This window comes from Mycobacterium interjectum, from assembly GCF_900078675.2.
GTDB lineage: Bacteria > Actinomycetota > Actinomycetes > Mycobacteriales > Mycobacteriaceae > Mycobacterium > Mycobacterium interjectum.
Window position 1 is genome coordinate 2,737,226 of record NZ_LT546237.1, and the last position, 15,177, is coordinate 2,752,402.

14 protein-coding genes and 1 pseudogene are annotated in these 15,177 nt (G+C 68.1%); all 15 read right to left on the minus strand.

The features are described 5' to 3' along the window. Positions 1-44: 44 nt before the first annotated feature. A complete protein-coding gene (locus tag BN4348_RS47510; RefSeq protein WP_066914678.1) occupies positions 45-1,385 on the minus strand; it encodes a F0F1 ATP synthase subunit B/delta in 1,341 nt (446 codons plus the stop codon). A 7-nt stretch (positions 1,386-1,392) separates the two neighbouring features. Continuing rightward, positions 1,393-1,935, minus strand: coding sequence for a F0F1 ATP synthase subunit B (locus BN4348_RS47515; protein ID WP_066914679.1), 543 nt, complete (start codon positions 1,933-1,935; stop codon positions 1,393-1,395). A gap of 9 nt (positions 1,936-1,944) precedes the next feature. After that, positions 1,945-2,190: a F0F1 ATP synthase subunit C gene (locus BN4348_RS47520; RefSeq protein WP_066914680.1), complete on the minus strand. Its 246-nt coding sequence runs from the start codon at positions 2,188-2,190 to the stop codon at positions 1,945-1,947. Positions 2,191-2,253: 63 nt separating this feature from the next. Then, a complete protein-coding gene (gene atpB / locus BN4348_RS47525) occupies positions 2,254-3,009 on the minus strand; it encodes a F0F1 ATP synthase subunit A (RefSeq protein ID WP_066914681.1) in 756 nt (251 codons plus the stop codon). Next, entirely contained in the window at positions 3,002-3,478 is a 477-nt protein-coding gene (locus BN4348_RS47530) for an ATP synthase subunit I (protein ID WP_066914682.1), read from the minus strand. Before BN4348_RS47530 ends, atpB begins: the two co-directional genes overlap by 8 nt. 251 nt (positions 3,479-3,729) lie before the next feature. After that, entirely contained in the window at positions 3,730-4,917 is a 1,188-nt protein-coding gene (locus tag BN4348_RS47535) for a glycosyltransferase family 4 protein (protein WP_211145743.1), read from the minus strand. Positions 4,918-4,962: 45 nt separating this feature from the next. After that, positions 4,963-5,616: an L-threonylcarbamoyladenylate synthase gene (locus BN4348_RS47540; RefSeq protein WP_066914684.1), complete on the minus strand. Its 654-nt coding sequence runs from the start codon at positions 5,614-5,616 to the stop codon at positions 4,963-4,965. Continuing rightward, positions 5,613-6,458, minus strand: coding sequence for a peptide chain release factor N(5)-glutamine methyltransferase (gene prmC / locus BN4348_RS47545; RefSeq protein WP_066914685.1), 846 nt, complete (start codon positions 6,456-6,458; stop codon positions 5,613-5,615). Before prmC ends, BN4348_RS47540 begins: the two co-directional genes overlap by 4 nt. Next, on the minus strand, positions 6,455-7,528 hold the full coding sequence (prfA, locus tag BN4348_RS47550) for a peptide chain release factor 1 (protein ID WP_066914686.1): 1,074 nt from the start codon (positions 7,526-7,528) through the stop codon (positions 6,455-6,457). Before prfA ends, prmC begins: the two co-directional genes overlap by 4 nt. Positions 7,529-7,606: 78 nt before the next feature. Continuing rightward, on the minus strand, positions 7,607-7,849 hold the full coding sequence (gene rpmE / locus BN4348_RS47555) for a 50S ribosomal protein L31 (RefSeq protein ID WP_066914959.1): 243 nt from the start codon (positions 7,847-7,849) through the stop codon (positions 7,607-7,609). 206 nt (positions 7,850-8,055) lie between these two features. Then, positions 8,056-9,630, minus strand: coding sequence for a fatty-acid--CoA ligase FadD1 (fadD1, locus tag BN4348_RS47560; RefSeq protein ID WP_066914687.1), 1,575 nt, complete (start codon positions 9,628-9,630; stop codon positions 8,056-8,058). A 22-nt stretch (positions 9,631-9,652) separates the two neighbouring features. Continuing rightward, positions 9,653-11,553 (minus strand): annotated as a pseudogene (gene rho, locus BN4348_RS47565) (transcription termination factor Rho). Between the two features lie 267 nt (positions 11,554-11,820). Continuing rightward, positions 11,821-12,768 carry a homoserine kinase gene (gene thrB / locus BN4348_RS47575; RefSeq protein WP_096866172.1) on the minus strand — a complete coding sequence of 316 codons (948 nt, stop codon included), beginning with the start codon at positions 12,766-12,768 and terminating at the stop codon, positions 11,821-11,823. Between the two features lie 3 nt (positions 12,769-12,771). Further along, positions 12,772-13,854: a threonine synthase gene (gene thrC / locus BN4348_RS47580; protein ID WP_066914688.1), complete on the minus strand. Its 1,083-nt coding sequence runs from the start codon at positions 13,852-13,854 to the stop codon at positions 12,772-12,774. Beyond that, positions 13,851-15,176, minus strand: coding sequence for a homoserine dehydrogenase (locus BN4348_RS47585; protein ID WP_066914689.1), 1,326 nt, complete (start codon positions 15,174-15,176; stop codon positions 13,851-13,853). Before BN4348_RS47585 ends, thrC begins: the two co-directional genes overlap by 4 nt. Position 15,177 lies beyond the last annotated feature (1 nt).

Sequence of the window (15,177 nt, forward strand, 5' to 3'; positions counted from 1 at the left end):
GTCTTCCTACTTGATCTTCGTTCGTGGGGTTATAGCTGATGTGTTCAGTCGGGCAGCTGGGCCTCGGCCGCGGCCAGACGAGAGGAGAGCGTCCCGTCGATCACCTCGTCGGCCACCGAGATCAACAGCCCGCCCAGCAAGTCGGGGTCGATCTGCAACTGCACCGTCACCGGGTGGGCATAGATGCGGCTGAGAACTTCGGTGAGATGGGCGCGCTGGGTATCGCTGAGCCCGGCCGCGGCAGTGACCTGCGCGACGATCTCGCCGCGGCGTGCCACCGCGACTTCCGCCAGGAACTTCACGGCCACCTCGGCGGGCTCGCCCCGCAGCAGCTCGATCGTCTGGGTCAGCAGTGCCAGCGCCACGGGGTTTACCCGCGTGCTCGAGCTCTCAAGCACCTTGCGCAGCAAGCCGATCCGGCCTTCGGCAGGGGAACCGTAATCGCCCAACAGGATGGCAAGCCGCGGCTGCTCGTCGAGAAGGCGCGAGAACCTGAACAATTGGTCTTCGACCTCATCGACCTTTTCTTCGCGTTCGGCGACCTCCAGCAAGGCTTGCCGCGAAATGTGTTCGATGGCGTCGACCAAATCCGTGTTGGCCGACCAGCGTTCGGACACCGCCGTCCGCAACACGTCGAGCGTGGCGTCGCCGACCTGGTCGGACACCAGTCGTTCGATCAGCCGGACCCGCGGTGCCGCGTCTTCGGCGGGCACGGTGAGGTAGCGGGTGACCACGATTTCGCGGTCCAGCATTTTGGCCACCGCCACCAGCTCGCTGGAGAGGGAGGACAGCGCTTTGTTGTCGAGGTCCTTGGCGATGGTGCCGAACCGATCCGACAGGGCGCGCAGCGCCTCCCGGCTGGCCGAGCGCATCTTCGCCAGCAACGGGTAGGCGACCTCGGCGGGTGCCGGCGCCATGGCTTCCAGATCGTCCAGGAACCGATCGACGGTGGCCGACTGATGTTCGGAGTCGGCGACGTAGTTGCGCACCAATTCCCCTGCCTGGCGCACGGATTCGTGTCCGAGCTCGAGGCGGAGTTGCCGGGTCAACTGCGCGCGCAGCAGCTCTGCCTGGCGGGTGCCCTGCGCTTTGATGCGGTCGGCCTCGACCAGGGCCTGGGCCTGCAATTGCTCGGTGATGCGTTCGGAGTCCGTCTTGGCCTCTTCGACGACCTTTTCTGCCTCTTCCTTGGCGGCCTCAACCGCCTTGCTGTGGGCGGTCGTCGACTCGGTCAGCCGATCGGCGGCCTTCGCCGAATCGGCCAACTGCTGGCGCACCAGCTCCTGCCGGGCGGTCATCATTTTGCGCACGGGCGGCACGACATATCGCACTACCAGAGCCACGATGACCGCAAACCCGAACAACTGTCCGACGAAAGTCCACATTTGCTGATTACCGCCCGGACGACTCGGTGGCGGAGGTGGACGCGGCGGCGGGCGCGATGTCGACACCGACGATTCGGCTGGCCAGGGTCGCCGACATGATCCCCACGTTGGCGCGCAGATCCAGTTCCACGGCGTCCCTTTCCCGTTTCAATTGCTCGGCGGCCAGCTGCAGCGTCGACATCACTTCTTGCTCGGCACGGGCGCGCGCGTCGTCGACGACCTTACGGCCCTCGGCGCGGGCGTTGTCGCGGAACGACGACGCCTGCACGCGCGCTTCCTTCATGGCTTCTTCGTAATCGGCCTGGGCGGCTTCGAACTGCTCGGCCGACTTCTTGTTGTCGGCCTGGGTCTTGGCGACCATCGCGTCGCGCTCGCGCAGCACCTTCAGGATCGGCGGGACCACGAAGGTGCCGATGACGGCGAGCACGATGAGGAAGATGGCCAGCACGAAGAAAAACGTGCCGTTGGGGACAAGGAAGTTGCCGCCCCCCTTGCCTCCCTCTGCTACTGCCTGGCCGGCCGCCAGCACAATGGCGTTCGAGTCACCCATCACAGCGAACTACGTGACGGGAGTAGCGAAGACGAACAGCGCCATGAACGCCAGGTTGATGAAGTAGGCCGCCTCAACCAGACCGACGGTGATGAAGAACGGCGTGAACAAGCGGCCCTGCGCCTCGGGTTGCCGCGCGATACCCGAAACCAGCGCGTTGCCCGCGACACCGTCACCGATACCGGCTCCGATAGCGCCGCCACCCATGATCAGTCCACCGCCGATGAGGGCACCGGCAGCGATAGTGGGGTCCATGTGTTTCTCCTTATCTAGCGTTATCTTGTGATCGTTTGTGTGCCAGAACGTTTGGTGAGCGTTCTAGTCATGGTGCTCCTCCAGCTCCATGGCCTGGCTGAAGTACAAGATGGTCAGGATCGAGAAGATGAAGGCCTGGATCGCCCCGACGAACAGGTCGAACGATTTCCAGATGGCGTTGGGCAACCACATGATGTAGGCGGGGAAGAGCGCGATCAGCGCCACCAGGATGCCGCCGGCGAAGATGTTGCCGAAAAGTCGGAGCGACAACGAGATCGGCTTCGCCAGTTCTTCGACCAGGTTGATGGGCGCCAGGAACGCGACGTGCCCCTTGAGCACCTTGATCGGGTGCCCGATGATGCCGCGGCGCCAGATCCCGGCCACGTGGTAGCAGACGAACACGAAGAGGGCCAGCGCCAACACGTAATTGATGTCCGCCGCGGCCGACTTGAGCAATTCGGTGGTCTGACCGGATTTGTCGGTGTACTGCAGCGGCAGCACCGACAACCAGTTGGAGATCAGGATGAACACGAAGATCGTGACCGCCAGCGGCAGCACGAACGGCGCGATCCGCATCCCGATGGCGCCCTCGATCTGGTCGCGCATCTGAATAGTGAGCGCCTCCCAGAACAATTGGACTCCGCTGGGGACGCCGCTCGACGTGATCTTGGCGCGCAGGAAGAAAGCCAGGGCGAGGACGATCACCGCGGCGATCGCCGTCGACAGGATGGTGTCGGTGTTGACGGTCATCCCGAGCCACTTTGCGGTGGTGTGCTCGCCGACCTCGATCTGGGAACCGGCCAGGAACGTCTCAATCATCGCCGGCGCTCCTTCCGTCAGTGTCTTCCAGGGCCTCAACGGCCGATGCCGGCCCCGGTTCGCCCGTGCGCAACTTCTTCCACACCGGCAGCGCGGTCGCCACGACGAGCAGCACCTGGAACAGCGCCAGGCCGAAAAGCACGCCCAATCCCGCGGGCCGGAAAACGTAGGCGATGATCAGCCCGACAATGGTGATGATGGCCAGCCGCGACAGCGAATTGACCGCCATCGACCTTTTCAGCGGGTGCTCCCGCGCGGTAATCGAATCCACCGAATGCCGTACCAGCAGCGCGTTGAGCAAACCCAGGAACAACCCGATTCCGAAGAACACACCGACCATGAGGTGACCGAGCAATCCGGCGGCGAGGATCGCCAGCGCGGTGATCCCGAGGCTGATCGCAAACAGCCGAACCGGACGGAAAGCAACAGAGGGAAACACCAACGGCGCGTCCTGCGCTGGCGTCGTCACTGCAGCACCTCAATCCCAGGTAGTGAAACGGGGAACCCCCGACCGACCGATCGGTGGCCCGCCGAGCGTATCGCACGTCACAGGGCAATCCCCCAAGGGGTAGCTCCCTACGTCGGTCGTGAATCGGCGCGCTCGGACGGACGTCCGACGGGCCGGCTGGCCGGCAACCCTCAAGGTCTCTTTTTGGGGTTCTACCTGCACCGTACCATACGAGCGGCACCGCTACTACCGCGTGTCGTAGGCGCGTTTCGTCAGTCCAAGTCCACGTTTTGGTAGTCGTCGCGGCGGCGCAGCAGCGGGATCGCGGTGGCCACTCCGGCGACCACGATCGCGCCCAGCATGACCGCACCGGTGTCGCGCGGGTTGAAAAAGATGGAGCTCGCGGCGCCGAACGCGACGATGCCCACCCACAGATAGATGAGCAGGACCACCCGGCGATGGGAATGCCCGATTTGCAGCAACCGGTGATGCAGGTGCATTTTGTCCGGGCTGAACGCGCTGCGGCCCGCGCGGGTGCGGCGCACTATCGCCAGTAGAAGGTCGAGCATCGGCACGAAAATGACGGCCACCACCAGCAGGAACGGTGACAGCAGAGCAAACACGTCGCGGGCGCCGTAGGCGTTCTGCGAGACGGGGCCGGCGGCGGTCGTGGCCGCTGCGGCGATCATCAGGCCGATCAGCATCGAGCCGGAATCGCCCATGAAGATCCTGGCCCGATGGAAGTTGTGCGGCAAGAACCCCAGACAGGCCCCCGCGATCACGACGGAGATGACGGCGGGCGGATAGAACAGCACGTCGCCGCCGTGGTCGCGCAGCAGGCCGACCGAGAACATGCAGATCGCCATCGCCATGATCAGTCCCAGCCCGGCGGCCAGGCCGTCGAGCCCGTCGACGAAGTTCATCGCGTTGACGAACGACACGGTCAGCGCCAGGGTGAGCAGGATCGAGGAGGCCTGGTCCAGCACGATGGTGCCGACCCCGCCGATCGGGATGTACAGGACGCTCCAGGCGACGCCCATCGTGACCAGCACGCTGGCCGCGGTGATCTGGCCGGCGAACTTGGTCAGGGCGTCCAGTCCCCAGCGGTCGTCGATCAGGCCGATGCCCACGATCACCGCGGCCGCCACCAGGACGGCGGGCATGCCGGTGGAGTAGACGAATCCGCGGGTAAGTGCCGGGAGTTGCCAAGCCAGGAAGACGGCCGAGACGACGCCGACGAACATCGCGAGGCCGCCCATGCGCGGGGTGGGCGTCACGTGCACGTCGCGTTCCCGCGGGTAGGCGACCGCTCCCAACCGGGTGGCCAGCACCCGCACCGGACCGGTCGCGAAGTAGGTGATGATGGCCGCCGTCAGGCCAACCAGTGCGAGCTCGCGCAGCGGGACGCCGGCGCCGCGATCGGACAGGGCGAGCAGACCACCGGCAAGGCTGGACACCAACGAAACCGTACTGCACCAACCTGAGACGGGATTGGCCGCGTTGCGCTAGGCGATCAGGCTTCCCGCGTCCATGCCAAGCACTTCCGCGATCCGCTCGGCGCTCACCGGACCGGCGCGCAGGATGCGCGGGGTGTCATCGGTGAGGTCGACAATCGTGGAGGCGGCCTGCTGCCGCGCCGGGCCCGCGTCGAGATAGACGTCGACCAGGTCGCCGAGTTGGCTGCGCGCCTCGGCGGCGTCGACCGCGGGTGGGCGGCCGGAGACGTTCGCGCTGGACACCGCCATGGGCCCGACCTCGCGCAGCAGCTCGATGGCGACCGGATGCAACGGCATCCGCAGCATCACGGTGCCCCGGGCGTCGCCGAGGTCCCACTGCAACGACGGCGCCTGCCGCACCACCAGGCTCAGCGCGCCGGGCCAGAAGGCACGGATCAGGTCGCGCGCCCCGTCGGGCATCGTGTAGACCAGGCCCTCGATGGTGTGCCAGGAGCCGACCAGCACCCCAACCGGCATGTCGCGGCCGCGGCCCTTCGCCGCGAGCAGCGCCGCCACCGCGGTGCTGTCGAACGCGTCGGCGCCGATGCCGTACACGGTGTCGGTGGGCAGCACGACGAGCCGGCCGCTCTTCAGGGCGCCGGCGGCCGAGGCGATGCCGAGCGAGCGCTGGTCGGGGTCGGCGCAGTCGAAGACGGAGGTCACGACGGCTCCCCCCGTCGGGCCGTCACGAACCTCGGCCGTCCGGCCAGATCGTCCCGGGCCTCGATGTCCGCGAAAAGTCCTGTGCTGTCGATCAATTCGACTGTCCGGGCGGACGTGGTGTCGTCATGCTCGACGGCGAAGAGGCCGCCCGGGCGCAGCCAGCGCCCCGCGAGCCGGAGGACGGCGGCGATCACCGCCATCCCGTCCGCCCCGCCGAACACCGCATGTGGCGGATCATGTTGGGCCACTTCAGCTTCCACGGCGCTGCCGTCGGGAACGTAGGGCGGGTTGGACACCACCAGGTCGACCAGTCCGTCCAGGTCGGCACGCAATCCGGGAGTGGTCACGTCGGCGCGCACCAGCTCGACGGCGGTGCCCTCGGTGTTGTGCCTCGCGTAGGCCAGGGCCGCGTCGGAGTCATCGATGCCGATGACCCGAGCGGCGGGACGGTGGCGGGCCAGGGCCGCGGCCAAAGCGCCCGAGCCGGTGCACACATCGACGATCACGGGCCGAGCGTTCAGCGGCTGCGCGGTGGCCCATTCCAGCATGGCCTCGGTCTCCGGGCGCGGGATGAACACGCCGGGGCCCACCCGCAGCGTCACCGGCCCGAACGCCGCCACCCCGGTGAGGTGCTGCAACGGAACTCGCCGCGAGCGCGCGGCAACGATGTCGCGGTAACGCCCGAAGAATTCGTCGTCGGGAGCCGCGATGAGGGTCAGCTGGCTTCGTTCGGCGCCGACCAGGTGGGCGGCCAACTCCTCGGCGTCGTACCGGGCGGAATCGATCCCGGCTTCGGCGAGTCGCGCCGCGGCCGAGTCGATCGCGCGCCGCAGTGCAGTCATGCGTGTTGCAGCCGCGATTGCTTGTCGGCGGCGCCGAGGGCGTCGAACAACGCGTCGAGGTCGCCGTCGAGTACCTGATCCAGATTGTGCGCCTTGAAACCGATTCGGTGATCGGTGATGCGGTTCTCCGGGAAGTTGTAGGTGCGGATCCGTTCGCTGCGGTCGACGGTGCGGACCTGGCTGGCCCGATCGGCCGAGGCGTCGGCCAGCGCCTTCTCCTCGGCGAGGGCCTGCAGCCGCGCGGCCAGCACCTGCAGGGCGCGCGCCTTGTTCTGCAGCTGGGACCGTTCGTTTTGGCAGGTGACGACGATTCCCGTGGGCAGGTGCGTGATCCGCACCGCGGAGTCGGTGGTGTTGACGCCCTGGCCGCCCTTCCCGGACGAGCGGTAGACGTCGATGCGCAGATCCGACTCGTCGATCTGCACCTCGGCGACTTCCTCAGGCTCGGGGTAGACCAGCACGCCGGCCGCCGAAGTGTGAACGCGCCCTTGGGATTCCGTCACCGGAACGCGTTGCACCCGGTGGACGCCGCCCTCGAACTTCATCCGCGACCACACCCCGTCGGCGGTGTCGCCCTTGCTGGAGATGGCCAGCGTCGCGTCCTTGTAACCGCCCAGATCGGAGGTGGTTTCGTCCAGCACCGTGACCGTCCAGCCGTGCCGCTCGGCGTAGCGGATGTACATCCGGGCCAGGTCGGCGGCGAACAAGGCCGATTCCTCGCCGCCCTCACCGGATTTGACCTCGAGCACGATGTCGTCCCCGTCGTGGGGATCGCGCGGTGCGAGCATGTCGGTCAGTTGGGTGTCCAGCTCGGCGACCCGCGCCTCCAGCTCGGTCACCTCGTCGGCGAACGACTCGTCGTCGGCGGCCAGCTCGCGGGCCGTCTCGAGGTCGCCGCGCGCGGCCGCCAGCTTGCGGTAGGTGCCCACGATTGGGGCCAACCGGGCGAACCGGCGTCCGGCCTTGCGCGCCTCGTCGGGATTGCTGTGCAGTTCGGGGTCGGCCAGCCGCTGCTCGAGCTCGGCGTGTTCGGCCAGCAGCACGTCGATGGTCTGCACCGGCTGCGTCATCTCACACCTCCTGCCCCGAACACGAACCGACGCCCGGCCTGTGCGGCTTTGGGCACAGTTCGGGCGTCGGTAAGCCAGCTATTTGTCGGTCGACTCGCCGTTGTCGGCTGCGGCCTTGCGCTTGCCGTAGCGCTTCTCGAAGCGGGCCACCCGGCCACCGCTGTCGAGGATCTTCTGCTTGCCGGTGTAGAAGGGGTGGCACTGCGAGCAGACCTCGACGACGATGTTGCCGCCGGGCTTGGTGCTGCGCGTGGTGAAGGTGTTTCCGCACCCGCAGTGCACGGTGGTCTCCCCGTAGGCGGGGTGAATATCAGCTTTCATCATGTCCTCTTCGATCGTTTGCGCCCCGGCGCGAACTCCTGGGACCTGAACTGGTCCTCGGGGGTAGTCGACCGTCGATTATGCCAGGTCAACCTACATCAGCCCAAACGCGGAGCTGCCCCCACGCATTCCCGGGTGTGGGGACAGCTCACGATTCGTCGAGATATCAGCCAGTGCGACTCTGATCGGCGTGTCGTGTGCGTGCTTTACGTGTCGCGGTAGACGCGGCTTTTTGCGCCGCGGGTCCACAGCACCCCACCGCGGGGGTTGGCGCCGCGCGCGGTCAGCTCGCGCTTGAGGATCTTGTTGGTCGCGGTCGTCGGCAGCCGATCGGTGAGCCAGACGTGGCGGGGCCACGCCTTGGGCGACAGGTCGGGCTGGGCGGCCAGGAACTGGCCGAACTCCTCGGGCGTCAGCCGCGCGTCGTCGGCCAGCACGATTGCCGCCATGACCTGGTCGCCGACGTGCTCGTCGGGCACCGCGTACACCGCGACGTGGCTGACCGGCGCCAACCGCTGCAGAATCCGCTCGATGGGCGCCGTGGTCATGTTCTCGCCGTCGACGCGCAGCCAGTCGCCGCTGCGCCCGGCGAAGTAAATCCACCCGTCGGCGTCGCGATAGGCCAGGTCGCCGGACCAGAACATGCCGTGCCGAAGGCGCTCGTCGGTGGCCTCGGGGTCGTTGTAGTAGCCGGCGAACAGGCCGGCGCCGGTGGTGTTGACCAGCTCCCCTATCGCCTCGTCGCCGTTGGCCAGGGCGCCGTCCCCGTCGAAGGCGGCGGGCGGGCACTCGGCCAGCGTGTCCGGGTCGTAGATGGCCACGCCGGGGAAGCCGCGGCCCAGCGACCCGGGCGGGCAGCCCTCCTCGCGGGTGATGATGATCGCGCCCTCGGTGGACCCGAAGCCGTCCCACACCGTGCAGTCGAACCGCCTGCTGAACTCGGCGATGTCGCGATCGCTCGCCTCGTTGCCGACCGCGACGCGCAGCGGGTTGTCGCGATCATCGGGCCGTTCCGGCGTGGCCAGCACGAAGGCCAGCGGTTTGCCGACGTAGTTCATGAAGGTCGCCCCGTAGTGGCGCAGGTCGGGCAGCAGCCCGGACGCCGAGAACGTCGCGGGGACCATCGCCGCGCCGGCGCCCACCCCCACGCTCCAACCGGCAAAGAGCGCGTTGGCGTGGAACAGCGGCATCGACAGGTAGCAGACATCGGACGCGTCGAGACCGAACCGCGCGATCAACGTGGCGCCGGCGAACAGCACGGTCAGGTGGGTGACCTGCACCGCCTTGGGCTCGCCGCTGGTTCCCGAGGTGAACATCATCATGAACGTGTCGGTGGGGGCGACCTCGCGATGGGGGGTCAGCGGCCCGGCGCGCTCCAGCAGCGCAGCCCAGGATTCACCGGACACGTCGAACACCTGCACACCGGGCAGGTCCTGGCCGTCGAGCAGCGCTTTGTGCGCCGGATCGGTCAGCAGGATCTGGCAATGGGCGTGCAGGATGTCCCTGGCCAGCGCGGCGCCGCGGCGGGTGTCGTTGACGCCGCACAGCACGTACCCGCCGAGCGCGGCCGATGCCATGGCGGTCAGCATCTCGGGGGTGTTGCCCAGCAGCGCGCCGACGTGCAGCGGGCGGCCCGCGTCAGCGGCCCGGATGACGGCGGCCGCGGTGGCGGCGGCGTCGGCCACGTACTCACGCCAGGTCCAGACCCGGTCGCCGTACTTCAGCGCCGGCGTGTCCTGGTCTACCCGCTCACGGAGCAGTTGCTGCAGCGTGTCCGCCACAGCTTGCGACGCTGGTCGCTGACTAGTCGTTGTCCATCGACCCCGGGGTCGTCTTGGACACCTGCACCAGGAACTCGTAGTTGGTCTTCGTCTTGCGCAGCTGGGACATCAGCAGGTCGATGGCCTGGTGCGGGTCCAGACCCGACAGCACGCGACGCAGCTTGTGCACAATGCCGAACTCGTCGGGCGACAACAGCAGCTCGTCCTTGCGGGTGCCGGACGGGTTCACGTCGACCGCGGGGAAGACCCGGCGTTCGGAGATCTTGCGGTCCAGCTTGAGCTCGGCGTTACCGGTGCCCTTGAACTCCTCGAAGATGACCGTGTCACCGGTGGAGCCGGTCTCGACCATCGCGGTGGCGATGATGGTCAGCGACCCGCCTTCCTCGATGTTGCGGGCGGCGCCCAGGAAACGCTTGGGCGGATACAGCGCGGTGGAGTCGACACCGCCGGACAGGATCCGGCCCGAGGCGGGCGACGCGTTGTTGTAGGCGCGGCCCAGGCGGGTGATCGAGTCCAGCAGCACCACGACGTCCTTGCCCTGCTCGACGAGGCGCTTGGCCCGTTCGATCGCCAATTCGGCGACCGAGGTGTGGTCCGACGGCGGCCGGTCGAAGGTCGAGGCGATGACCTCGCCCTTGACCGAGCGCGTCATGTCGGTGACCTCCTCGGGCCGCTCGTCGACGAGGACGACCATGAGGTGGCATTCCGGGTTGTTCTTGGTGATCGCGTTGGCGATGTCCTGCAGGATCGTCGTCTTGCCCGCCTTGGGCGGCGAGACGATCAGCGCGCGCTGGCCCTTGCCGATCGGCATGATCAGGTCGATGACCCGGGTGGTCAGCCGGTCGGGCGTGGTTTCCAGGCGCAGCCGCTGGTTCGGGTACAACGGCGTCAGCTTGGAAAAATCGGGCCGCTTCTTGGCGTCCTCGACGGAGCCGCCGTTGACGCTGTCCAGGCGCACCAGCGGGTTGAACTTCTGCCGCTGGTTGGGCTGCTCGCCGTCCCGGGGCACCCGAACCGCGCCGGTCACCGCGTCGCCGCGGCGCAGGCCGTTCTTGCGCACCATATTCATCGAGACGTAGACGTCGTGCGGGCCGGCCAGGTAGCCGGAGGTGCGCACGAACGCGTAATTGTCGAGAACGTCAAGGATTCCGGCGACCGGCTGGACGACGTCGTCCTCGCGCAGTTCGGCGTCGGCGCCATCGCCCGAGCGCTCACCGCGCCGCCTGCGGTCGCGATCGCGGAACCGGCGTCCCCGCCGGCCCTGACGGCCCTCACCGTCGTCGTCCTGTTGGTTGGACCCGCCGCGTGACTGCTGGCCACCCGAACCCTGGTCGCCGCCGGAGTCTTGTCCCCGCTCGTCGCTCTTGGTGTCCCGTTGGCCCCCTTGGCGTTTGTCCGCGTCGGGATTGCCCCCGCCCTTGCGGTTGCCGGAGTCCTCGCGATCCTGCTCGTCGGGCGTGCGACCGGGCGATCCCGCGTCGCGGTTGGCGTTGCGCCGTTCCCGGCGCGGCGCCTCGGTGGACCCGTTCTGTTCCGCTTGGGCCACCGGCGCGTCGGCCGGCGCACGGCGAGGCGGTACGGCGGAGGTTCGAGCGATGACCGAACCCACAAATCCGACGCTGGACGACCTGCCCCTGCGCGACGACCTGCGCGGCANCTTTCCTGCGGGGCGGCCGGGGCCGAAGTCCCGTTGGCCTGTGCCCTGATTTCCTTTATCGCGGCGATGAGTTCGTTCTTGCGCATCCCCGACGTTCCCTTGACGCCGACCTGGTTAGCCAGCGCACGCAGCTCGGGCAGCACCATGGTGGACAGGGAGCCTGTCGAGGCGTTGGTTTTGACATCGGGAGTGTCTGTGGTCACGGCGTCCGGCACCGGATTGCTGTCGGTGCTTTCGCCAGCCGTGAAGAGGTCCGTATCAGTCACGGATATCCTTTCTTCCCCCGCTGATCGGGTCATACGGGGGGTCGTTGCATTCAGCCAAATTGGCGAGTGCGCCCAATCATCGACTCTGTGACGGTGGTCGCCCGGGATCAGCGGAGAAGACGGCGAACCTCGTTTACGAGAAGAATTGGTGTTGTCCTAGCGGCAAGGCAGTATGTGTGCAGATGCAGATGCTGCGATTGCTGGACGGCTCCGAGGATAACCTGCATCCCTGTCGGAAGCAAGCAAACCCTCCCGCCACGCTGTGGATTAACCGGCGACGGTGACGCCCGGGCTCCAGCGAACTCCTTCGCCGGCGGTCATCTTGGTGAGGGTAAATCCATGTGCGGCCCCGTACTCCAGCGCTTCCGTGGGTAACTCCGGCTCCGTGCTCAGCGCGATGAGCGAGGGACCGGCCCCAGAAAGCGTCGCCGCGATGTTATGACGCCGCAGCACCCGCAAATATTCCGCCGATTCCCGCATCGCCGGGGCGCGCTGCGGTTGGTGCAGCACATCCTCGGTGGCCGGCATCAGCAGGTCCGGCCGTTCGGTGAGGGCGACCACCAGCAATGCGGCGCGGCTGACGTTGAAACTCGCGTCCTCGTGGCTGACCCGGCCGGGCAGCAGCACGCGGGTCTCGGCGGTCAGCGAGCGTTCCTCGGGAATCGCGCAGAACAGCCGGATGTCCGGGTGTAGTCGCAGCGACACCGCCGAATACCGGGGCTCGGCGCCGGTGCGGTCCGTCCACGAAACCACCGCGCCGCCCAGCACCGCGGCCGCGGCGTTGTCGGGATGCCCCTCGAATTCCGAGCACAACTGGATCAGCCGATCAACGCTCAGCGGTGCCGAATCCGTGTGCGCGACAAGGCCGTTCACCACCGCGAGTCCCCCGACGACGGCGGCCGCCGAGGAGCCGAGACCGCGGGAGTGCGGGATGGCATTGCGGCAGCGCACCACCAGGCCGGGGGCGGCGGCCCCGACGGCGCGCAGCCCGCGTTGGATGGCGCGCACCACCAGGTGTTCGGCGTCGAGCGGCACCTGCCCGGCGCCCTCGCCCTCGACCACCACGACCAAGCCGGAATCCGTTGTCTCCACGACGACTTCGTCGCACAGGCTCAATGCCAGGCCGATGCTGTCGAACCCCGGACCCAGGTTGGCGCTGGACGCCGACACCACGGCGCTCGCCACCAGCCCGGCGGGCAGCATCTGGGCGTTCATTTCTTACGCGAGACCCAATTGCTCGACGACGAGCACCGGATCCACCGGCAACGCTGACACGGTCGGCATGTCCTTCAGCGCGGTGTCGGGGTCCTTGAGGCCGTTGCCGGTCACCGTGCACACCACCGTCGAGCCGCGCGCCACCCAGCCGTCGTCGACGGCCTTGAGCAGCCCCGCGATGCTGGCCGCGGATGCGGGCTCGACGAAGACACCCTCGGAGGCGGCCACCAGGTGATATGCCGCCAGGATCTCCTCGTCGGTGACGGCCAGGAAGCGCCCGTTGGATTGTTGCTGGGCCGCGACGGCGGCCGTCCATGACGCCGGGGCGCCGATGCGGATCGCGGTCGCGATGGTCTCGGGGTGGCTGACCGGCTTGCCGAGCACCAGGGGGGCCGCGCCGGCGGCCTGGGCCCCGAGCATCCGCGGCAGCTTGTCGATCACGCCTTCCTGGTGGTACTCGGTGTAGCCCTTCCAGTAAGCGGTGATGTTGCCGGCGTTGCCGACCGGAAGGGCGTGGATGTCGGGCGCGGCGCCCAGCGCGTCGACGATCTCGAACGCGGCCGTCTTCTGCCCCTCGATGCGCACGGGGTTGACCGAGTTCACCAGCGAGATGGTCGGGAAGTCGGCGGCCATCTTGCGGGCCAATTCCAGGCAGTCGTCGAAGTTGCCGTCGATCTGGACGATCTTGGCGCCATGCATCACCGCCTGCGCCAGCTTGCCCATCGCGATCTTGCCCTGCGGGATCAGCACCGCGCAGGTGATCCCGGCGCGCGCGGCGTACGCCGCTGCCGAGGCGGAGGTGTTGCCGGTGGAGGCGCATAACACCGCCCGCTGGCCGCGGGCCACGGCGTCGGTGACGGCCATCGTCATGCCCCGATCCTTGAAGGAGCCGGTGGGATTGAGGCCCTCGACCTTGAGATGGACGGTGCAGCTGGTCCTTTCGGAGAGCCGGGTCGCCGCGATCAGGGGGGTACCGCCCTCGAGCAGCGTGACCGGGGTCCAGTTGTCGCCGACCGGCAACCGGTCGCGGTACGCCGCGATCACTCCCGGCCAGGGTTGATGGGTGGCCGTCCGGGGGACGCTCACAGGCCGTTTCCTTCCAGTCGCAGCACGCTTGTCACGCTCTGCACGACATCCAAATCGGCGAGCGCATCGACGGTTTCGGAAAGGGCGGCGTCGGTGGCGGTGTGCGTGACCACCACGACGCGGGCTCCCACCCGCCGGCCGTCCTCGTCCACCATGCCTTCCTGGCGAACCTCGGCGATGCTCACCTCGCGCTTGGCGAATTCCGCCGCCACCGAGGACAACACGCCCGGCTCGTCGGCGACGTTCATGCTGACGTAGTAGCGGGTGGAGATGAGACCCATTGGGGCGATGGGGAGTTGGGCATACCTCGACTCCCTGGGGCCGCGGCTGCCGAGGACGCGGTTGCGCGCGGCCATCACCAGGTCGCCGGTGACCGCCGAGGCGGTGGGCGCGCCGCCGGCCCCCTGGCCGTAGAACATCAGCCGCCCCGAGGCCGCGGCCTCGACCACCACCGCGTTGAACGCGCCGTTGACCGTGGCCAACGGATGCGACAGCGGCACCAGCGCGGGGTAGACGCGCGCCGAAACCCGTTGCTGGCCATCGTCGCCGGTGATCCGCTCGCAGATGGACAGCAGCTTGATGGTGCAGCCGAGGGATCGCGCGGACGCGAAGTCGGCGGGGGTGATCTTGGTGATGCCCTCGCGGTAGACGTCGTCGGCGTGCACCCGGGTGTGAAAGGCGATGGACGCCAAAATCGCGGCCTTCGCGGCGGCGTCGTAGCCTTCGACGTCGGCGGTGGGGTCGGCCTCGGCGTAGCCCAGCGCTCCGGCGTCGGCCAGGGCGCTGTCGTAGTCGGCGCCGGTGCTGTCCATCGCGGACAGGATGTAGTTGGTGGTGCCGTTGACGATGCCGGCCACCCGCAGCACCGTGTCGCCGGCCAGCGATTGGGTGAGCGGACGGATCACCGGAATCGCGCCCGCGACCGCCGCCTCGAAATACAGGTCGACGTGGGCGTTTTCGGCCGCCTGCGCCAGCTCCCCGGTGGAGGTGGACAGCAACGCCTTGTTGGCAGTGACGACGGACTTGCCGTGCTCCAGCGCGGACAGGATCGCCTTGCGGGCCGGCTCCACCGGGCCCATCACCTCGACCACGATGTCGACGTCCTCGCGGCAGACCAGCTCTTCGATGTTGTCGGTCAGCAGGCCGACCGGAACCCCGCGGTCGGCCGCGACGCGGCGCACCCCGATCCCGCGCAGCACCAACGGCGCGCCGATGCGGGCGGCCAGGTCCTCGGCGCTGTCCTCGATGATGCGGACGACTTCGCTGCCGACGTTGCCCAACCCGAGTACCGCTACTCCGACGGCCTTTTCGTCACCGGGCACG

What these genes read in the sequence shown, in the direction of transcription:
- BN4348_RS47510 (WP_066914678.1), bottom strand. Translation starts at nt 1,385, where the DNA reads ATGTGGACTTTCGTCGGACAGTTGTTCGGGTTTGCGGTCATCGTGGCT.
- BN4348_RS47515 (WP_066914679.1), bottom strand. Translation starts at nt 1,935, where the DNA reads ATGGGTGACTCGAACGCCATTGTGCTGGCGGCCGGCCAGGCAGTAGCA.
- BN4348_RS47520 (WP_066914680.1), bottom strand. Translation starts at nt 2,190, where the DNA reads ATGGACCCCACTATCGCTGCCGGTGCCCTCATCGGCGGTGGACTGATC.
- atpB (WP_066914681.1), bottom strand. Translation starts at nt 3,009, where the DNA reads ATGATTGAGACGTTCCTGGCCGGTTCCCAGATCGAGGTCGGCGAGCAC.
- prmC (WP_066914685.1), bottom strand. Translation starts at nt 6,458, where the DNA reads ATGACTGCACTGCGGCGCGCGATCGACTCGGCCGCGGCGCGACTCGCC.
- prfA (WP_066914686.1), bottom strand. Translation starts at nt 7,528, where the DNA reads ATGACGCAGCCGGTGCAGACCATCGACGTGCTGCTGGCCGAACACGCC.
- rpmE (WP_066914959.1), bottom strand. Translation starts at nt 7,849, where the DNA reads ATGAAAGCTGATATTCACCCCGCCTACGGGGAGACCACCGTGCACTGC.
- thrB (WP_096866172.1), bottom strand. Translation starts at nt 12,768, where the DNA reads ATGAACGCCCAGATGCTGCCCGCCGGGCTGGTGGCGAGCGCCGTGGTG.